Here is a 19,442-nt window from a genome sequence, read left to right as displayed (position 1 = left end):
AGATGTATCAATAATTGTTCAGTCATTTATCTGAAAAAACAGGAGAAATCCACTATAAAGATTTCTCCTAGGCATTAAACTACACATGTTCATTCAGTAATGACAAGGCATAACTGTCATGATTTTGATGGAATGCGATAATACTTTGCGCAAATCGTGTTGCTTCTATAAGTATTTGAGAATTTATAATATTCACTTGCGTCAGTTGTGCTGTCGGTTGTGTATTTTCAAGAATAACCTGATACGTAAGTTCTTGTTGTTGATCCTTGTGCATTACCCTAATGTTGATCTGATGTTGTTCTAAAACCTCATCATGATTGAGATAGGTGCCTTCATAACATGTATGTGTAATGTCCTTTGATATGCGTTTGAACGTTAAGGCATGAGCAATTGTCATGGCTGAAAATTCCATTAAGTTTATGATTAATTTAAAGTTAAAAGTAAATTAAGAACTTTAAGTGAAATGATGTCTAAAAAGTCATATACATAAATGAAATATCAAAAATATTTATAGGATATTTTTATATAAATAAAAAAGTCATTTATGTATTAATCAAAATGAAAAAAGATTTAAAAAATGGATGAATGATCAGATGTTTAAATATTATCGATTTGTACAGTGATATTTCATTTAAAAACAACATGAAGATGGCGTGTAAAGCTCAGATTGGGTCTAGGTTAAAATATTATTATTTCAGAATGTAACATTTCAAAAAAAAAGAATTACAAATGTATCCATTTATGCATAATAAAAGTCACTTTATTGAAAAAGGTATCTTTCATGGATCCATCGCCGTGTGGGTTAAATTGTTTTAGCTGTAAAATAAATACAGTGCAGGGGTTCTAATCAATGGAATTTTTAATGGATCCCGGTATTTGGGTTGGTCTGTTAACGCTGATTGTGTTAGAGATTGTACTTGGTATTGATAATCTTGTTTTTATTGCCATCTTGGCAGATAAACTTCCTCCAGAACAACGTGATAAAGCACGTATTTTGGGTCTCAGCCTCGCATTAATTATGCGTTTGGGCTTATTGTTTGCCATTTCTTGGCTTGTTACGCTTACAAAGCCGTTAATCACGGTCTTTAACTTGACCTTCTCTGGGCGTGATTTAATTCTTCTATTTGGTGGTTTATTCTTACTCTATAAAGCAGTTAGTGAATTGCATGAGCGAATGGAAGGTAAAATTGAAGTTCAGGTAACAACAAATAATGTTGTCTATGCAGGCTTTGCTGCTGTTGTTGCTCAAATTGTCGTGCTTGATGCTGTTTTTTCTTTAGATTCAGTGATTACTGCAATTGGTATGGTCGACAATATCTATGTAATGATGGTTGCGATGATTGTCGCAATGGTTGTTATGTTAGTTGCATCGAAACCATTAACCAACTTTGTAAATCGTCATCCGACCGTCATTATTCTATGTTTAAGTTTCTTATTATTGATTGGTATTAGTTTAATCGCTGAAGGCTTTGGCTTCCATATTCCGAAAGGGTATATCTACTCAGGTATTGGGGTTGCGATTGTGATTGAAGCATTTAACCAATTTACAAGCCGAAATGTAGAAAAGCATCAGTCTAAAATTCCACTGCGTCACCGTACTGCAGACTCCATCTTGAAATTGATGGGAAGTAAGCTAGATGATGATTTGATGTTGCAAACAGGTGAATCATTGGCTGCACAAAAAGCCTTTGGTGATGAAGAGCGCTATATGGTTGGTGGTGTTTTAACACTTGCTGAACGAAGCGTAGCTTCAATTATGACACCTCGTCTGCAAATTTCATGGATTAATCTTGATGATGATCATGAAAAAATTCGTGAGCAAATTCTAGCCGTTCCGCACAGTCTATTTCCTGTATGTCGTGGTCAATTAGATAAAGTTGTGACTATTGCGCGTGCTAAAGAATTGATTGATGCTTTGGATGACGAAGAGCAATTGCAAAAACTGTTAAAACGCAGTCGTCCGATTTTCATTTTTGAAAAAATGAAAGTGATTGATGCGATTAATACATTGCGTAGTTCAAAAGGTTCACTGGTTCTAGTTAGTAATGAATTTGGTAATATCCAAGGTTTGATTTCACCGCTCGATGTTTTTGAAGCAATTGCAGGTGAATTTCCTGATGCCGATGAGCAGCTTGAACTCACGAAAATTGATGAAAATACATGGAAAGCATCGGGAATGCTTGATCTGTATCAGCTTGAGCTTGAAATGGGTATGCTTGATTTAGATCTGGTACATGAAGATTCAGGATACTTTAGTGTTGCAGGTCTAATCTTGGATAAAACTCAAGGTGAAGTAAAACAAGGCACACAGATTGAACACGATGGTATTTGGTTTGAAGTTCTGGAAATGGATGAAAATCGTATTAAATGGGTAAAAATCACTAAGCCTGAATCTAGAGGTTAAGGTATTAAACTCATTGAAATAATTTAATTTTAAAATTGATATTAAAAATGCCTCAAAATTTGAGGCATTTTTTTATTTAGAAATATGTAGAAGACTATTTTAAAGTCGATTTAAAGAAAACTATAGAAAACTTAGGCTGCAATTTGTTCAGCAATAACAGCCCAAATATGGTGATGTGATTTTTTAAACATCAACATATGACCAATGGCTTTTTGATCATACTGAGTTGGTTGAAGTTCAATTTTATTTGTTTTCGCATTTGGATATAAACGCAGTAAATCATTGACATTAGCTTCGGTAGCAATTTCATCATCCGAAGCATAAATAGCTGTGATAGGGCATTGAATTTGCTGATGATAATCATTAAAAATGGTTTTACCAATAGCATTGATTACATAACCAGGCTTACTACAGAACTGTGCCCATTGGCGTGCAACATTCTTTGGTAAATTTTCGCCCATGCCTAGCATTTGAGTTGCGCCATAACCTTTCAGCGCAATCGATACGGGGAACACAACATTAAACATCACAGGCGCCATTTTTTTGGTACGCCCTTTGAGTCCTTTAACATGACCTGTTGAACCTGCAATTGCAATTAATCGAGCAACTTTCTGAAAATTAGGTGTAATTCCGAGTAACTGTCCACCTGCACTGTGTCCAATCAAAATAACTTTTTGTTGTTGTGTCTTGTTCAGTAAGCTATCAATGGCAGCCGGAATATCTAAAATTCCCCAATCTTGAATGCTCGCGTCACTCTTTTTTAATTCCGTATATAAAGATTGTCCAATGCCACGAAAGTCGAACACCATAACATGATAATTTTGTGTTGCTAACCACTCGCAGAATGAGTGGTAAAAACCCATTGTGATACCTGTGGCGGGACAAAGTAGAATAGGCAGTTGGGTTGTGTCACCTTGTGATGGGTAAAATTTTGCATTTAGGGTATAACCATCTTTACAAGTAATGGTCATGTTTTCACAACTGCTCATAATAATCATCGTATTGTTCTAGAGAAGATAGCTTAAACATACATGAGTTCTAAAAAGAAACTGAGGTTTGAGTGTGACCGAAAAGTCATAAAATATTTGCAGAGCTTGTTAAGATGGGGCATAAAAAATAAAGAGGAAAATGATATGGATGTTGAACAATTGAGCTTTGCCGTTAAGATTGCCATTATTTTTAGTGGTCTATATTTGTGGGTCGGTATGCTCACAGGAGTTTGGAAGTATTGGCAGATCAGTCGTTCTGTACATGCTAAGGCACATTATTATGTCGATATTGCACATAGAAGTAGTCTGCTGTATGCACCTGCGACATTAATTTTAGCGGTTTTAGCTTATTTTTCAGTATGGTCGGCAGAACTTAATCTTGCTTTTGTATTGATTAATGTCCTGTTTTTTAGCTTTTCAATCTTAAGCTATATTGTGCATGGCTTTTTACAAGATACGACAAACCAATTTCGTCAACCGCATAAATTAGGAAAATTAAGTTTACCTGTATGGTTGATGCGCTGTGCGATGTTGTTATTGGTCATTGGAGAGATTGTTGCAACAGGTGGTTTATTGTGGGGTGCAGCATTGGCTTTGATTTAAATGTAAAGCTAAGAAAAAAAGATTGAAAATTAAATAGATGAAAAAAGTATTTGAATTTTTATTATTCAATTTGTGCTACAAAAAAGGGATGACAAAGTCATCCCTTTTTTAATCAGAAGGACTGATGCGACGTTGTTTACGCTGGCTGTGGTCAATGATGTCCCAAATATAAAAGACAGCAGTTACAATAAGTGCATAACCAAAGAATTCAGGTTGTAAATTGCCTTGAATTAAACCATGCATAAGAATCATTAAAAAAATGGCAAGCGTCGTACTTATATAAATGACCAATTTGCTATTGGTCTTTAAAGAATTAATGAAGAATTGCTTGTTGAAATGTATTGATAACATCTCCATACCTCCTATTGTTATGTTTGACTAAAAACCATGTGTTTTAGTCTGATTTGTATTCTAGTTTTACCACAATATGGGAATATTTCAAGAGAAAATACTACTATTATGTGAATTAATTGTGACATATTTATGACAAAAATGGAATAGCTTATTTATTTACTAAATTAGTATTATTTTGATTGAAAATTACACAACAAGTTAAGTTAAAACAAAATCACTGAAAAAGAGAAATACCAAAGCATCAATCCTAAATGGGTTGATCTCGATATTCGGGGGTATTTTCATCTGATATTTGGATCGTAGCACTTGCACCGAGTGTAAGCAATAGTTGCACATTTGGGTAAAATGGCAAGTATTGGTCACAAATCAAATTAAATCGGGGTAAGATTTAACTTTACGGCATAAAAATAAGAAATGTCTTAATTTCGAATTTTGTCAATCACAATACAAACGATCAATACAGCAATTGAAGGTAATAACCATGCGAGATTTTGTGCATTAAGTGGTAGATGTTGTAAAGCATCGGGTAAAATATCTGCAAAAGCAGTGACTTTAATGCCTTCAATAATTCCAAATGCAAATGCAATAGCTGTTACAGGTGCAACAACGTGTGATGGTTTTTTCCAGAATTTCCAAAAGAAACTTAAAATAATAACCACAATTGCTGGCGGGTAAATTGCACTAAGTACAGGTACAGATACCGCAATTAATTTAGTCAAACCAAGATTTGAAATAATTAATGAGAATAATACGAGAATGAAAACTAAAATTTTATAGGGAATTTTAGTAAGTTCCGAAAAGTATTCAGCACAAGCACAGGTTAAGCCAATTGCAGTGACCATACAGGCAAGAGCAATAAGAATGGTGAGGAAGATTGATCCCATATCACCAAAAGCATGCTGTACATAAGCATGTAAAATTATGGCACCATTAGCGGCATTTGGTGCGGCTTCATGGCTTCCAAGCCCAAGTTTAAATAAACTTAAGTAAACAAGGGTTAGGCCTACACCTGAAATTAAACTTGCAATAATGGCATATTTAGTCACGAGTTTAGGATCAGTAACGCCACGTGAATGGATGGCATGAATAATCACAATACCGAAAACCAATGCACCTAAAGTATCCATGGTTAAATAACCATTGACGAAACCTTCAGATACCGGGCTTGTAACATAGTTGTTAATTGCTGGTGGGACTAATCCTGCTGGAATAATAAATGCAGCAATACCTAAAATCGCAAGGGAGATAATTTTAAGCGGTGCAAGAAAATGTCCAACAGTATCGAGTAATTTATTTGGATATAGCGATACGACTGTGACAATCGCAAAATAAATAACACTATAAATGAATAAGCTGCTTGCTGAATCACCAAAATACGAAGAAAAACCAATCTCATAAGAAACAGTGGCTGTTCGTGGTGTTGCAAATAATGGCCCAACAGAAAGATAGCAAACTACAGTCAAGAGTAGACTTGCCACTTTTCCAAGCGGAGAACTTAGAATAGCGATGGAACCTTCTGTTTTAGACAGCGCCATAATCGTTAAAACGGGTAAGCCAACGGCTGTGATTAAGAAACCAAAAGCAGCTAACCAAACATGTTCACCGGCTTGCTGAGCAACAATCGGTGGAAAGATAATATTGCCTGCCCCAATAAATAAGGCGAAGGTCATGAACCCTAATGCAATAATATCCCGTGTGCGGAGACTAGTCATAAAAGGAAAGATATTGCAAAAGGAAATAATTTTAGAGTAAATACAACTACTTTTGTATTTTATTTTATCAATCACATATAATTTAGTTATGTATTATTCCATTAAATTCTAAATAAACAAATGATATCTAAGCTAAAAATATGATATTTGAAGTTGAAAATGAGTGATTATTGAATATGCGAATTTATTTTTGTATGTACTTTGTTTGGACAAATTAGACTAATACATACTATTTCCCATTTAATATGTACTTTATATATTCGGTTCGCCCTATTGGATAGGAAAGCGTATACTTATGTTTCTCAAAAAAGAGGGTTAAGTCATGAAAGCTTCTGCAGTCACTATTAAAACTGAACAGGATATTGAAAAACTTCGTATATCGGGGCGTCTTGCTGCTCAGGTACTAGAAATGATCGGAGCTTATGTCAAACCTGGTGTGACGACAGAATATTTAGACGACTTGTGCCATGACTTTATTGTCAATGAATTGAAAGTCATACCTGCCAATATTGGTTATTACGGTTATACCAAAACGACTTGTATTTCGCCAAATGAGGTCGTGTGTCACGGTATACCATCGGCAAAAATTGTTTTACAAGATGGCGATATTATTAATATTGATGTTGCGATTATTAAAGATGGTTATTTTGGTGATACCAGCCGTATGTACTGTGTTGGGAATGTCAAACCTGAAGCAAAAAAACTCATTAATACAACATACGAAGCAATGGTTGCAGGGATTCATGCGGTAAAACCAGGAGCAACGTTGGGTGATGTAGGTCATGCAATTCAGCAAGTTGCACAGAGAGATGGTTATACCATTGTACGTGAATATTGTGGTCATGGTATTGGTAAGGTTTATCATGAACAGCCGAATGTTTTGCATTATGGTCAAGCAGGACAGGGTATGGTCTTGAAAAAAGGTATGGTTTTTACCATTGAACCTATGGTCAATATGGGCAAGGCGGCTGTGAAAGAGCTCAATGATGGTTGGACAGTGGTTACCAAAGATAAATCATGGTCTGCACAATGGGAGCACATGGTTTTGGTCACAGACGATGGTTTTGAATTGTTATCACCTTGGCCTGAAGGTACAGGAATTTATCCAGCGATTTAGATTATTACTTTAACTAGACTTTAGTCTATGTAATTGTATTTTTAAAATCCAAAGCTACTATAATGTGATTTGCATCACATTATTTTGGATTATTTTACTTTTTAATATCCAATCTATCTCATTTTATAGTTTTTAAATATTGGCAATATAGTTTAAATTTTATATAATTATCTCAAGAATCTAGCTGTAGTTTCTTTTTATTGTATTCAAGTTTTATAGCTTATCCATCACTGGATAAGCTTTTTTTTGACCTAAATTTAGGCGATATTTTTATTTTTCTATTATAAAAATCATAATGAATAAAGTTACATAATAAAAATGAATTAGATTATTTGTCCAATATGATAAGATTTTTTAAATCAGGTTTCTCCTGAACAGATAGATCAATCCATTGTGTGTTCAAATTTGAATCTATATTTATTATTTTACATATGTGCTTTGAACCATGTAGATATTAATTTAAGTAATTATTGTAGTAGCTTATAGAATGTATTGCCAATTGAGCCTAATCACGCACAATAACCTTGCTTGGATGTTCGTAACTACAAGATCAGGCAGTCATTTTCAACTAAAATTGTGAAGATGATTTACCTGAATCTTGATTATCTTATATTCAAAATTTATGTGATGAATATGCCGTTGTTAAGCGTATTGAGAATTTGTTAGGTTTTATTTTTAAATTTCAGAATGAATGAAACCAAAAATCCAAACAATAGTCCCCAAAATGCGGAACCGATACCGAAAAACTGTACACCTGACGCGCAAAATAAAAAGGTCAGTAATGCCGCTTCGCGATCTGCGACATCTTGAAAGGCAATGGCAATATTGTGGCTAATGGTGCCAAAAAGTGCGATTCCTGCAAGTACAATAATAAATAATTTAGGGAATGACATCAACAAACTAGTTAGTGTTGCTGCAAATAAGCCCATGATAATATAAAAAAATCCACAACTGATACCTGCAATATAGCGTTTGCTTGGATCAGGGTGGACTTGATCATCAAGACTAACTGCTGCACTAATGGCAGCAATATTTACGCTATAACAACCAAAAGGTGCAAGTAAAGCTTGGGTCAGACCTGTCCAGCCAATGAGGTGTTTAACATGCGGTTGATAACCATAGCTTTTAATCATTGCAATCCCTGGAAGGTACTGAGAAGCCATATTGATGACAAATAAAGGTAGAGCAAGTCCAAGAATAGCCGACCATGTAAATTCAGGGCTAATCCATACAGGTTTTGCCAATGACCAATGTACAATAGGCATATGGAATTCCATAAATATTGGACAGAGTATCAGCCCTGCAATGACGGTAATAACAATGCAATAACGTGCCCATAAGCGTTTCGAGATAATATAAACGGCTAAGAGAGATAAAATAAAAGCCCAATCGGTTTGCATGCTTGTAAAAAGTGCGATGCCGAATTTGAGCAATACACCTGCAAGCATAGCACTCGTGAGGCTTTGCGGAATATAAGAGAGGACTTTTTCAAAAATACCCATGAAACCGAGTATAGCAGTTAATAATCCACAGACTAAAAATGCGCCAATAGCTTCATATAAGCTGTAGCCACTGCCTGTTGCCATAATGAGGGCAAGACCTGCGGTTGACCATGCTGTTGCAACGGGGTATTTAAATTTCCAAGAGAGAATGAGTCCACTAAGACCAATGCCTAAGCCTAAAGCCCAAAACCAAGAAGTAATTTGCTCCGCAGATGCACCTAAAATTTGTGCCGCTTGAATGACCAATACTGCGGAAACACTAATGCCAATTAGAAAAGTAATAAAACCTGCAAATACGGCGGGGATGGAGAAGTCTTGAATGATTTTTTGCATGATTCCTTTCTGCTTACATGTTTAAATTTTAACAAATATTCAATTTTTAGATTTAATCAAGCTTGATATTCACTTACTTTCAGCGATGCCAAAATATAGTACTGAGCGAAAGCATAACCGATGAACATCACGCATATGCGCAAAATATGTAAAAGTCATCATTGGAAATATACATAAAAATGAGCAGGATGATATTTTTTGATTATCATCGGAATATTGGTGGAAATAGAAACAAAAAATTAAACCATAGTCGAGGTTGCAAGTTTTAGACCAAAGCCACAGAATAAGATTCCGACACAGGCAACACCAATAGCTGCAATTTTATAACGGGTATTAAAAAAGTTTGCGAGTTTCACACCTGAAAAAATGAGCAGAGTCAAATAGCCCATACTAATGATTTGTAAACTGACAGACAGTACTGCAAAACTCATTGCAGGATACGGATAGTTTGGATCAACAAATTGTACGAAAAACGATAAATAGAAAAAGATAGCTTTCGGATTCAACACACTAATAGTCAGCGCTGTACGGTAGGGATGAAAGTCTTGTTGTTCAGTTTGATTTGTTATCGTGGAAGCCACGATCTTTTCGGCTTTTTTGAACCATGTCTGATAACCTGCAATTAAAAGGCGTATACCTAAATATGCCAAATAACTTGCACCAACGACTTTAAGTAAAATAAAGAGCCAAGGAAATGCATGCAATAGTGATGCTGCACCTAAAATAGTGCATAAAATTAAAATTAAGTCGCCTGTAAAAACACCGAGCGCCCCAATATAGCCAGTTTTCACACCAAAGCGTGAGGCGATGGACATGACATACAATGAATTTGGACCTGGTAAAATAACAATGAAAATGGTTCCAATGATATAGGTCCAATAATCTATAACGCCAAACACTATGTCTCACCTTTTGATAAAATATTGGAAAGCTATTGGCTCATTCAATAAAAAAGCCGAGAAGCATCATAACAAACTCGGCTAACTTGTACACATAAAGCGTACATTTTTAGGGTATTTATAACGTAATTTTATATCAATATTTTACATGGTTGTTTAGTGGTGAATTGTTGCATCAATACCAAAAGATTGACGCAATAAGGTACTCAATTGATCACGAGCACGAATAAAACCATCAATCCCACCTTGAAGCAGTTGAAATGCCATTAAGTCATGTTCAAGTTGTGACTTAAAATCATCTTTTTGAATTGCTTGATGTGTTTCCTCATGATTTGAGTGGACATGATCAACAGTCAATTGTGCTGTGACTACACGTTGCTCATTGTTCAAGTCTGCCAACAGATTCGGTGCAACGGTTAATAAGTCACAACCTGCAAGTCCAAGGACTTGATCGACACTGCGGAAGCTTGCACCCATCACTTCTGTTTTAATGCTGTGCTGTTTGTAGTAATGATAAATTTGTTTAACTGATAAAACACCAGGGTCTTTTTCGATAGGGTAATGATCAACATTTTCAGCTTTTTTATACCAATCTAGAATACGTCCCACAAACGGTGAAATTAGGGTTACACCTGCATCTGCACAGGCTTTGGCTTGATGTAAACCAAAGAGTAATGTCAAATTACAATGAATACCTTCAGCTTCTAAGATTTTTGCTGCTTGAATACCTTCCCAAGTAGAAGCAATTTTAATTAAAATACGATCTTGTTCAACGCCATAATCTTTATATAGTTTTAATAACTCATGTGCTTTGGCAACCGTTGCATCTGTATCATAAGATAAAGAGGCATCGACTTCAGTTGAAACACGCCCTGAAACAATCTTTAAAATTTCAACGCCAAGTTTAACCGTAAGTATATCGATGGTGCGTTCAATAAGTTCATCATGCAGATAACCTTCTGCTTTGGCTTGTGTATATGCATCTTCAATGAGTACACGGTTTTCAGGTTGATTGGCTGCAACCGTAATCAGAGATGGATTGGTGGTAGCATCCAATGGACGAAATTGTTCAATTGCAGCTAAATCACCTGTGTCGGCAACAATAGTTGTAAATGCTTTTAATTGTGCTAAAGAGGACTGTGTCATTACGATTTAATTCTTGGTTAAAATACTTGTGTATTTATTTATAGCACATTGTGCTTTGAGCAAAAGTAAAAAAGTCTTGAAACGGCTTTTAATTTGCTTGAATTCTTTGATTTCGGATGTAATCAATCAAAAAACGAGCAGCAGCCCCGAGTTCACTTTCACGACTCCAAACCAAATCGACATAATATTCAAATTTCGGTGTGAAATCGGAAAAGTTTAAAATTTTTAATTGTTGCTGTAACAGTGGGTTTTCATTCAGCATTTCCAGAGGGAGAACACCCCAACCGAGACCTTGGCAAATCATCACGCAAGCTGAATGGTGATTGTCAGTGCGCCAATATTTTTGTGAGTAGAGCAGTTCGGGTTTAATCGTGCGGTCACGGCTTGCCACTACTATTTGACGATTTTTCAGAATTTTTTCAAATGCAATATATTCCAATTGGGCAAGAGGATGTTGTATTGATGCGACAGGAACCAGAGCTTCACGTTTTAATTCAACAAATTGCTCACTTGTTTCAAGTTGCTCTCGCTCAAACATTAGCGCAAGTTGAGCTGATTTATTCATCAGCATTTTAATAGCATCTTCTTGCGGTGCAGAAAAAATATTGATCTGTAATTCGGGAAATTGTTGTTCAAGCAGTGCAATATAACTTGTCCAATCAGTATGTAGTAACTCAGATACCACCACAATATTTAATGCCGATTCAAGCCCAACACTTAGCGCATAGGCATGTTGTTTCCATTGATTCATTTCTGTGAGTAGCTGTTCGGTACGTTCAAACAAAGTTTGTGCTTGTGCTGTAGGCAGTGGCTCACGACCTTCACGGCTAAATAATTTTAAATCGAGATCAATTTCCATATTCGCAATTGACATACTTACGGCAGAGGGAACTTTACCGAGCTTACGTGCCGCTGCAGAGAATGAACCTGTTTCCATTACCGTTTTGAAAATGATTAATTGTTCTTGGTTGATGTTCATTGGTCGTAAGTGAGTAAAAATATTAACATCTATCCTATCAAAAAAAATGAAAGAATCTAACTCGATTAATCAATAATAAGCACATAAAATGATTCCATCTGTAGTTTAGAGGAAATGATTTATGATGATTTCAAAAAGAAGAGTCGTGCATGCGTTGACTTATGAGATTATTCTTCTAGTGATCATCGCAATTGCATTAAGTTTTATTTTTGAAGTACCAATGGAAATTACAGGAACTTTAGGTATCGCTATGGCGGTCACTTCTGTGATTTGGAATATGATTTTCAATCATTTTTTTGAAAAGTATGAAAAGAAGCATCAGCTTAAACGTACTGTGCCTGTTCGTATTATGCATGCGATTGGTTTTGAAGGTGGTTTAATGTTGGCGACTATTCCAATGGTTGCTTATGCTTTGAATATGAGTCTACTTGAAGCTATTTTGCTCGATTTTAGTATGACGATGTGTATTTTGGTATATACCTTTATTTTCCAATGGTGTTATGACTACATTGAGGCACGTTTGGGAGTTAGTTCTATGGTGACTATGAAATAAGAAATTGTCATATTAGAAAAATGAATGTATTTATTTTAAAATTTATAGATAATCTTTCGCTAAAAGCCGTATCGATAGGCATTGATACGGTTTTTTTACAGCAATTAAAGGGAAATTAATCTGGTTTTTTAGATACAAATTGAATACCCGCCGTGTATCTATTTTGATGAGTAGATCCATAAATTGTGTAACGGTTTTAGCACGTTTCCAATCACGTTGTAATTCACAGAATAATTCAATTCGGCGTAATGCTGCTTAATTTGTCGCAACAGATGTGCCACCTCCAGCATCGACAACAACATATACTTCAAACCTTTTGAGTGAATCAAGTGCATGGAAGATTAAACATGCCTCTGTTTAAAGTGCAGTCATAGGTTGGAATACCTTTTAATACTTTACGTAATTGCGGAATCGGTGGTTTATTTAAACTGGTTGAAACATTAACGTAGAATGAGTGATTGATAAATCTTATACAAGTGCTGCCTTTACTTCACCAACAATGTTATTGATAAGTAATTGGCGATCAATTGAAGCAATCGAATTGACTTCAACAGGTTTGATAGTCGGTACAAATAAATACTGAATTTGGGAGAGTTAATAAAAATCATCTTTCTGATTACGAATAGCTTCACTTGTCATTTTATATCCTATTGTGAGTGAGTGTTATTGGAATATTGACCTTAGCAATCGCTATAGATAAATAAAATAATTGGGTATTTAATACTACAAAACGGTAACTATTTTGCATGAATGTTTTAAAACAAAAACACCTCTAAGAGAACTGAGAGGTGTTTAATATTTTTCGCTGTGTAATGATCGAATTATTTTTCAATAATTGCTGTTACACCTTGACCACCAGCAGCACAAATCGAAATAAGGATACGACCTGAACCTTTTTGGTTAAGTAGTTTTGCAGCACTTGCAAGGATACGACCGCCTGTTGCAGCAAATGGATGACCTGCTGCTAAAGAAGAACCATTGACATTCAGTTTGCTACGATCGATTGAACCCAATGGTGCATCACGACCTAAACGCTCTTTACAGAAAGTTGTGTCTTCCCATGCTTTGAGTGTAGACAATACTTGTGCTGCAAATGCTTCATGAATTTCGTAATAATCAAAATCTTGCAGCGTAATGCCTGCACGATCAAGCATACGCGGAACAGCATAAGCAGGTGCCATCAATAGACCTTCTTTTTTACCTACAAAGTCAACAGCAGCAGTTTCTGTGAAAGTCAAATACGCTAAAACTTCATGACCATTGGCTTTTGCCCATTCTTCAGAAGCAAGTAATACAGTCGATGCACCATCGGTTAACGGAGTAGAGTTACCCGCAGTCATGGTTGCATTTTCGCCTTTACCAAACGCTGGTTTTAGTTTAGCTAATTTTTCAACTGAAGAATCAGGACGTAAGTTATTGTCTTTGCTTAAACCTAAAAATGGTGTCATGAGGTCATCAAAGAAACCAGCATCATAGGCTTTTGCCATTTTTTGATGTGAAGTTGCTGCAAGTTCATCTTGCGCTTCACGAGAAATACCCCATTCAAGCGTTGTAATGGCTTGGTGCTCGCCCATTGATAAACCTGTACGTGGCTCACCATTTTTAGGAGCATCAAGTAAATCTTTAACATTGATTTTTGACAATGCTTTTAAACGGTCTTTTGCAGTTTTAGCAATATTTAGTTCAAGCATTGCTTTACGTAAGCCATCACCAAATGCAATAGGCGCATCAGACGTGGTATCTACACCGCCTGCAACACCCACTTCAATTTGACCTAAAGCAATTTTATTGGCAACAAGGAATGCTGCTTGTAAACCCGTACCACATGCTTGTTGAATGTCATAAGCAGGTGTTTCAGGTGCAAGTTGAGTATTTAAAACACATTCACGGGTCATGTTGAAATCACGGCTGTGCTTCAATACTGCACCTGCAACAACTTCACCAAGACATTGACCTTGAAGGTTAAAACGCTCAATTAAGCCATTTAACGCCGCAGTAAACATATCCGTATTGGATGCTTGGAAATATGGACCATTTGAACGAGCGAATGGAATACGGTTACCGCCAAGAATGGCTACACGACGAACAGTTTGAGTCATGGTTTTTCCCTGAGATGTGGATGTTTGTTTTGTAGGTGCTGAAGGCGCATCTACTTTTACTTTATTGGTATCTGAAGCTGTGGATTTTCGAGTCGATGTAGCAGCACGGGTACGTGGTGTCCGTGAAGTACTTTCTGATTTAGAAGCAACTGTGGTACTTTTGTTGGCACTCGTACGCTGTTTTGATGGTTTTGACACCGCTTCCGCAGCAGAATCCTCGACTGTTGGATTTTCTTGAGTTGTTTTGCTCATAAGGCTTTTCCAAGCATGTTTACGCTATTCTTAAGACGTACATTAGCATATTGTTGAGAGGGTCGTATTGACTGAAATGACATTTACGGATGCTTTCAGGTCAAGACATATAGTAGCTGAGTCAAGTATGATTCAGAACAAGCATCATGCATCTGTTGAAATATAAGTATCTGACATTACATTGAAGTTCGGACATATAAACAGATTCATTCAAAAATTAATTTTCAGAGAGATAATAAACATGTCTGACCAATACCAAGTATTTGCAAAATCTCCAATTGGTAAATTTGTCATTAAAAATTTAGGTTTGCCATCACCACTTGCGCTAGATCGTTTTGAATCTGCAACACCTGTAATTAAAGGTGCTGTACTTGTTGGTGCTGCGCCAGGTGGTATGTTGTCTGATTCAATTTCTCAAGTACTTAGCAATGTGCATGCAAATAGTTATGCAGGGAATAATGTTGAACTGCAACAAGCAGCAGCAAAATCAGGTTTAACTTTAAATGCGTTCAATGAAGGCGATAAAGAGTCAAAATTTAAAGCGGTTATTTTTGATGCATCAGGTATTCAAAATTCTGAACAGTTGAATGAATTACACAAGTTCTTTAGCCCGATAGCACGTCAAATTGCATCTTCAGGTCGTGTTATTGTTGTCGGTTTAACACCTGAAACAGCATCAACCATTAAGCAAGCTATTGCACAACGTGCTTTAGAAGGTTTTGTTAAATCAGTCGGTAAAGAGTTTAAAAAAGGCATTGCTGCACATCTCATTCATGTCGATGCAGATGCGGCTGCAAACCTTGAATCGTCTTTACGCTTTGCACTTTCACCGCGTTCTGCATATGTTTCAGGTCAAGTGATTCGTGTATCTAAAGCGGCTGTAGTGAATGTCGATTGGGCAAAACCATTAGCAGGAAAAACAGCATTGGTAACAGGTGCAAGCCGTGGTATTGGTGAAGCGATTGCCCATGTATTGGCACGTGATGGTGCGCATGTGATTTGTTTAGATGTTCCACCACAACAAGCTGATCTTGATCGTGTTGCTAGTGAAATTGGTGGTTCTGCTGTGGCTCTTGATATTACAGCAGCAGATGCAGGTGAACAAATTAAAGCCGCTGCGGTAGCACAAGGTGGACTCGATATTATTGTGCATAATGCGGGTATTACACGTGATAAAACCCTTGCCAATATGAAACAAGACATGTGGGATCTCGTGATCAATATTAACTTGTCTGCGGCAGAACGTATTAATGATTACTTGTTAAATAACAGTGGTCTGAACGAAAATGGTCGTATTGTTTGTGTATCTTCTATCTCAGGTATTGCGGGTAACTTAGGTCAAACGAACTATGCAGCATCGAAAGCTGGTGTCATTGGTTTAGTTAAATTTACTGCACCACTTCTGAAAAAAGGCGTTACGATCAATGCAGTTGCACCTGGTTTCATTGAAACTCAAATGACTGCAGCGATTCCTTTTGCCATTCGTGAAGCGGGTCGTCGTATGAACTCGATGAGTCAGGGTGGTTTGCCTGTCGATGTTGCTGAAACGATTGCATTGTTCGCATCATCAGCATCTACTGGTTTAAATGGTAACGTAGTTCGTGTGTGCGGTCAGAGCTTATTGGGCGCATAATTCTATATAAAGATTTAAAGTCCTATGATATTTCATGTGATTGTTTGTTTTCATAGATCATGAAATATCAGATTAGAAATTTTTAGTGGTGATGGTCATTAGAATAGTGGTTAGATCGTATTTTCGCGAATATAGTATTTTAACCTATCCACACCATCACATTAAATGTTAGAAGAGTCAGGGCTGTGCTTGAAACATCCCTGATTTTTTTATTTAATAGAATCAAAATAGATCAAATATTAGAAAGGTAAAATATGAATAGCCGTCACTTTAATCAATTGCCTAAGCCTTACTTAGCATATCCAAAAGTCATTCAAGGTTTGATTTTTAAAAAGCCTAAAGGTGAAAAAGTTTTGCCACAGGTTGAGTATGTGGTGGATTCATTCAAAATTGATACCGATCATTTAAAATCGTATAACGAAGTTTGTGGTTTTAAAAATAATGGCTATATTCCTGCAATTTATTTGGCAGTGTTATCGCAAAGTTTACAAATGCATATGATGACTTCAGAGCCATTTCCATTTGCAATTTTAGGCTTGGTGCATATTCGTAATACTGTAAAACAATACCGTAAAGTAGGTGTTAATGAGCAATTGACGCTTACATGTACATTTGGTGAGTTGAAGCCACATGACAAAGGTGTACAGTTTGACTTCTTAACCACAGCAAAAGTTTCAGGTGATGTGGTGATGAAAGGCGTAACCACTTATTTAATTCGTCAAAAAACCGATGGTTCAAGTGTATCAAAAAATAAACAAGAAGCATCTACACCTGTATATGAAGTGTTAACAAGTTGGAATATTTCAGAAGATACAGGTCGCCGTTATGCACGTATTTCGGGCGATTATAATTTAATTCATATTCATGCATTAACAGCAAAAGCTTTTGGCTTTAAACAAGCCATTGCGCATGGTATGTGGAGTAAAGCACGGGCTTTAGCAAGTCTAACTTTACCTGATGCTTATGAAGCTGATGTGTCTTTTAAGTTGCCAATTTATTTACCATCGACAGTTGAGCTACTCACCGAAAATCGAAAAACCGAAACAGCCTTTTTGATTCGAAATCAGTCATCGCAAAAACCACATGTCAGTGGTATTGTAAAAGAATTATAAGACAAGAGCCTGCGTTGTGAAATGCAGGCTTTTTCAATTGAATGGATAATCAACATAAAACAAAAGGTGAAAGGGCATGAGTGGTTTAACGGATATTTTATTTGCAGTCAAAAACAACTATACAGGGACTGTAGATGACCGTTTTAAAGATCTTGCTGAGCAATTTAGTCGTTTGCAGGACAGTCGAACGATGCACGGTGGTGCTGCATTGGCGGTGTATTTTCAGGGTGAAAAGGTTGTCGATATTTGCACGGGTCGTAAATCTCTGACTGAACAGTGGAGCAGTGATACTTTATCTGTATGTTATTCCACTGGTAAAGGTGTACTTGCAACGCTTGCACATATTATCGTAAGTGAAGGTTTACTCAATTATGATACTCCTGTCAGTCACTATTGGCCTGAGTTTGCTCAAAATGGTAAAGCTGAGATGACCTTGCGTCATATTTTGAGTCATCAATCGGGTTTATATGATATCCGTAATGTGATTCAAAGTGCTGTAGAAATGGCTGATTGGGCACATATGCTACATGTAATGGAGCATGCAACACCTCGTTTTGCTGTGGGGCAGGATATCGCCTATCAAGCATTAACTTTTGGATGGTTAGTCGGGGGAGTATTGGAAAAGGCTACAGGTCAGTCTTTACAGGGTTTGATGCAACATTATTTGGTTGAGCCTTTAGCGTTGGATGGTGCATATTTTGGTGTGCCTCAAGATCAATTAAGTCGAGTTGCTCGAATATTGCCTAAAGAAAAATCGTCTGAACAGCACGCTGCTCAAAGTGCAAAGCAAACAACGAAAAATAAAGTCAAAAAGCATCATAAAGCAAGTTTTTCAGATAGATTGGCGGAGTTTAGTGGACAAAATCCGCAAGATTTTTTAGATGCAATGGTGCCGAAAGGCATGAAAGATTTTAGTTTTTTTAGTGATCAAGGCTTACAAGCGATTATTCCTGCTGCCAATGGTGTATTTAATGCGCACAGTCTTGCGAAAATGTATGCCATGTTGGCAAACGGTGGGGAGTGGCAAGGGGAACAACTCATACAACCGCACGTATTTTCAGAGTTGAGTAAGATTCAAAGTATCCGCCGTGACCGTGTGATGCCAATTCCAATGAAATGGCGTTTGGGTTATCACCGTGTGATTAGTATGGGGAAACGAGCCAAACAAGGTTTTGGGCATATTGGCTATAACGGTTCAGGTGCATGGTGTGATCCACAGCGTCAATTAAGTTTTGCTTATACGCATAACTTTATGACAGGTTCAATTACAGGGGATTATCGTTTGTGGGGTTTAACACAGGAAACGTTACGTTGTGCAGATGCAGTAATTAAAGGACATAAAGGTTGGTTTTAATCACCGATTGAATCTTTTACAATGCATTTTTAAATTTTGATGATATTGCGATGAGTTTTCAATTAATCAAGCTCGACATTCAGGCAGATAGCAATATTGCCTGTCCACATTGCCAACAAAATATTATCAATTGGGCAGAAGAGCAGTACGTACAGCCGTGCCCACATACCTTATTTGTTGCATTTGATTTAGGTTTTGAATATATATCGGATGCTTATGAATCGACTATGCAACGCTCGGTTGATGATGTTCACGCACATGATATTCAAATCAATATATTGGAAGATTTAAAACAAGCAACTTATTCGGATTATGTGGTTTATCAGTCAGATTTAGGTGCTGCAGACATGTCGCGTTATATTGGTATTTCAGCAACAGCGATTGATGCTTAATTCATTTTT

Annotated in this window: 17 protein-coding genes and 1 pseudogene; 8 read left to right on the top strand and 10 right to left on the bottom strand. The window is 36.6% G+C overall.

Features of this window, described 5'->3' with window-relative positions:
• Positions 1 to 79 precede the first annotated feature (79 nt).
• Entirely contained in the window at positions 80 to 397 is a 318-nt protein-coding gene (locus ACK1JC_RS09115; protein WP_409511555.1) for a hypothetical protein, read from the bottom strand.
• A 453-nt stretch (positions 398 to 850) separates the two neighbouring features.
• Here ACK1JC_RS09115 and ACK1JC_RS09110 point away from each other — a divergent pair, with 453 nt between their 5' ends.
• On the top strand, positions 851 to 2,404 hold the full coding sequence (locus tag ACK1JC_RS09110) for a TerC family protein (protein WP_409511554.1): 1,554 nt from the start codon (positions 851 to 853) through the stop codon (positions 2,402 to 2,404).
• Between the two features lie 131 nt (positions 2,405 to 2,535).
• On the opposite strand, the gene ACK1JC_RS09105 is transcribed toward ACK1JC_RS09110, so the two are convergent.
• Complete coding sequence (locus ACK1JC_RS09105; protein WP_409511601.1) at positions 2,536 to 3,393, bottom strand: alpha/beta fold hydrolase; 858 nt, start codon at positions 3,391 to 3,393, stop codon at positions 2,536 to 2,538.
• A 144-nt stretch (positions 3,394 to 3,537) separates the two neighbouring features.
• Between ACK1JC_RS09105 and ACK1JC_RS09100 the strand changes: the two genes are divergently transcribed.
• Entirely contained in the window at positions 3,538 to 3,996 is a 459-nt protein-coding gene (locus tag ACK1JC_RS09100; RefSeq protein ID WP_409511553.1) for a hypothetical protein, read from the top strand.
• A 108-nt stretch (positions 3,997 to 4,104) separates the two neighbouring features.
• Here the strand turns inward: ACK1JC_RS09100 and ACK1JC_RS09095 are convergent, their stop codons facing one another.
• Together ACK1JC_RS09095 and brnQ are read right to left on the bottom strand one after the other, a co-directional pair.
• Positions 4,105 to 4,347, bottom strand: a complete 243-nt coding sequence (locus ACK1JC_RS09095) for a hypothetical protein (RefSeq protein WP_409511552.1) — start codon at positions 4,345 to 4,347, stop codon at positions 4,105 to 4,107.
• Positions 4,348 to 4,769: 422 nt separating this feature from the next.
• Entirely contained in the window at positions 4,770 to 6,062 is a 1,293-nt protein-coding gene (gene brnQ / locus ACK1JC_RS09090) for a branched-chain amino acid transport system II carrier protein (protein WP_409511551.1), read from the bottom strand.
• Positions 6,063 to 6,384: 322 nt separating this feature from the next.
• Between brnQ and map the strand changes: the two genes are divergently transcribed.
• Positions 6,385 to 7,179 carry a type I methionyl aminopeptidase gene (map, locus tag ACK1JC_RS09085; protein WP_409511550.1) on the top strand — a complete coding sequence of 265 codons (795 nt, stop codon included), beginning with the start codon at positions 6,385 to 6,387 and terminating at the stop codon, positions 7,177 to 7,179.
• Positions 7,180 to 7,841: 662 nt separating this feature from the next.
• Here map and ACK1JC_RS09080 read toward each other — a convergent pair.
• The 4 genes from ACK1JC_RS09080 to ACK1JC_RS09065 form a co-directional block, all read right to left on the bottom strand.
• Positions 7,842 to 9,014: a benzoate/H(+) symporter BenE family transporter gene (locus ACK1JC_RS09080; RefSeq protein WP_409511549.1), complete on the bottom strand. Its 1,173-nt coding sequence runs from the start codon at positions 9,012 to 9,014 to the stop codon at positions 7,842 to 7,844.
• Between the two features lie 239 nt (positions 9,015 to 9,253).
• Positions 9,254 to 9,913, bottom strand: coding sequence for a leucine efflux protein LeuE (gene leuE, locus ACK1JC_RS09075; RefSeq protein ID WP_409511548.1), 660 nt, complete (start codon positions 9,911 to 9,913; stop codon positions 9,254 to 9,256).
• Between the two features lie 156 nt (positions 9,914 to 10,069).
• Positions 10,070 to 11,059, bottom strand: coding sequence for a transaldolase (gene tal / locus ACK1JC_RS09070; protein WP_409511547.1), 990 nt, complete (start codon positions 11,057 to 11,059; stop codon positions 10,070 to 10,072).
• Between the two features lie 88 nt (positions 11,060 to 11,147).
• Positions 11,148 to 12,038 carry a LysR family transcriptional regulator gene (locus ACK1JC_RS09065; protein ID WP_409511546.1) on the bottom strand — a complete coding sequence of 297 codons (891 nt, stop codon included), beginning with the start codon at positions 12,036 to 12,038 and terminating at the stop codon, positions 11,148 to 11,150.
• 121 nt (positions 12,039 to 12,159) lie between these two features.
• Here ACK1JC_RS09065 and aceI point away from each other — a divergent pair, with 121 nt between their 5' ends.
• Positions 12,160 to 12,591, top strand: coding sequence for a chlorhexidine efflux PACE transporter AceI (gene aceI, locus ACK1JC_RS09060; protein WP_409511545.1), 432 nt, complete (start codon positions 12,160 to 12,162; stop codon positions 12,589 to 12,591).
• A gap of 115 nt (positions 12,592 to 12,706) precedes the next feature.
• Here aceI and ACK1JC_RS09055 read toward each other — a convergent pair.
• Both ACK1JC_RS09055 and ACK1JC_RS09050 read right to left on the bottom strand, forming a co-directional pair.
• Positions 12,707 to 13,230 (bottom strand): annotated as a pseudogene (locus ACK1JC_RS09055) (hydrolase).
• 182 nt (positions 13,231 to 13,412) lie between these two features.
• Complete coding sequence (locus ACK1JC_RS09050) at positions 13,413 to 14,942, bottom strand: acetyl-CoA C-acetyltransferase (RefSeq protein ID WP_409511544.1); 1,530 nt, start codon at positions 14,940 to 14,942, stop codon at positions 13,413 to 13,415.
• Between the two features lie 241 nt (positions 14,943 to 15,183).
• Here ACK1JC_RS09050 and ACK1JC_RS09045 point away from each other — a divergent pair, with 241 nt between their 5' ends.
• The 4 genes from ACK1JC_RS09045 (at position 15,184) to ACK1JC_RS09030 (ending at position 19,433) form a co-directional block, all read left to right on the top strand.
• The gene (locus ACK1JC_RS09045; protein WP_409511543.1) at positions 15,184 to 16,575 is read left to right on the top strand and encodes a 3-oxoacyl-ACP reductase; all 1,392 of its coding nucleotides are present in this window, start codon (positions 15,184 to 15,186) and stop codon (positions 16,573 to 16,575) included.
• Between the two features lie 254 nt (positions 16,576 to 16,829).
• Positions 16,830 to 17,687, top strand: a complete 858-nt coding sequence (locus tag ACK1JC_RS09040; protein WP_409511542.1) for a MaoC family dehydratase — start codon at positions 16,830 to 16,832, stop codon at positions 17,685 to 17,687.
• Positions 17,688 to 17,763: 76 nt separating this feature from the next.
• Positions 17,764 to 19,041 (top strand): serine hydrolase domain-containing protein, encoded by a 1,278-nt coding sequence (locus tag ACK1JC_RS09035; protein ID WP_409511541.1) that lies wholly within the window; start codon positions 17,764 to 17,766, stop codon positions 19,039 to 19,041.
• A gap of 50 nt (positions 19,042 to 19,091) precedes the next feature.
• A complete protein-coding gene (locus tag ACK1JC_RS09030) occupies positions 19,092 to 19,433 on the top strand; it encodes a hypothetical protein (protein WP_409511540.1) in 342 nt (113 codons plus the stop codon).
• Positions 19,434 to 19,442 lie beyond the last annotated feature (9 nt).

The organism is Acinetobacter sp. TY2 (assembly GCF_046269225.1).
Lineage (GTDB): Bacteria > Pseudomonadota > Gammaproteobacteria > Pseudomonadales > Moraxellaceae > Acinetobacter.
The sequence above is the reverse complement of the archived record's forward strand: the minus strand, read 5'-3'. Positions and strand labels throughout refer to the sequence as shown.

What these genes read in the sequence shown, in the direction of transcription:
- ACK1JC_RS09080 (WP_409511549.1), bottom strand. Translation starts at nt 9,014, where the DNA reads ATGCAAAAAATCATTCAAGACTTCTCCATCCCCGCCGTATTTGCAGGT.
- map (WP_409511550.1), top strand. Translation starts at nt 6,385, where the DNA reads ATGAAAGCTTCTGCAGTCACTATTAAAACTGAACAGGATATTGAAAAA.
- ACK1JC_RS09095 (WP_409511552.1), bottom strand. Translation starts at nt 4,347, where the DNA reads ATGTTATCAATACATTTCAACAAGCAATTCTTCATTAATTCTTTAAAG.
- brnQ (WP_409511551.1), bottom strand. Translation starts at nt 6,062, where the DNA reads ATGACTAGTCTCCGCACACGGGATATTATTGCATTAGGGTTCATGACC.
- ACK1JC_RS09030 (WP_409511540.1), top strand. Translation starts at nt 19,092, where the DNA reads ATGAGTTTTCAATTAATCAAGCTCGACATTCAGGCAGATAGCAATATT.
- ACK1JC_RS09065 (WP_409511546.1), bottom strand. Translation starts at nt 12,038, where the DNA reads ATGAACATCAACCAAGAACAATTAATCATTTTCAAAACGGTAATGGAA.
- ACK1JC_RS09105 (WP_409511601.1), bottom strand. Translation starts at nt 3,393, where the DNA reads ATGAGCAGTTGTGAAAACATGACCATTACTTGTAAAGATGGTTATACC.
- ACK1JC_RS09050 (WP_409511544.1), bottom strand. Translation starts at nt 14,942, where the DNA reads ATGAGCAAAACAACTCAAGAAAATCCAACAGTCGAGGATTCTGCTGCG.
- tal (WP_409511547.1), bottom strand. Translation starts at nt 11,059, where the DNA reads ATGACACAGTCCTCTTTAGCACAATTAAAAGCATTTACAACTATTGTT.
- ACK1JC_RS09035 (WP_409511541.1), top strand. Translation starts at nt 17,764, where the DNA reads ATGAGTGGTTTAACGGATATTTTATTTGCAGTCAAAAACAACTATACA.
- ACK1JC_RS09115 (WP_409511555.1), bottom strand. Translation starts at nt 397, where the DNA reads ATGACAATTGCTCATGCCTTAACGTTCAAACGCATATCAAAGGACATT.
- ACK1JC_RS09100 (WP_409511553.1), top strand. Translation starts at nt 3,538, where the DNA reads ATGGATGTTGAACAATTGAGCTTTGCCGTTAAGATTGCCATTATTTTT.
- aceI (WP_409511545.1), top strand. Translation starts at nt 12,160, where the DNA reads ATGATGATTTCAAAAAGAAGAGTCGTGCATGCGTTGACTTATGAGATT.
- ACK1JC_RS09045 (WP_409511543.1), top strand. Translation starts at nt 15,184, where the DNA reads ATGTCTGACCAATACCAAGTATTTGCAAAATCTCCAATTGGTAAATTT.
- ACK1JC_RS09040 (WP_409511542.1), top strand. Translation starts at nt 16,830, where the DNA reads ATGAATAGCCGTCACTTTAATCAATTGCCTAAGCCTTACTTAGCATAT.
- ACK1JC_RS09110 (WP_409511554.1), top strand. Translation starts at nt 851, where the DNA reads ATGGAATTTTTAATGGATCCCGGTATTTGGGTTGGTCTGTTAACGCTG.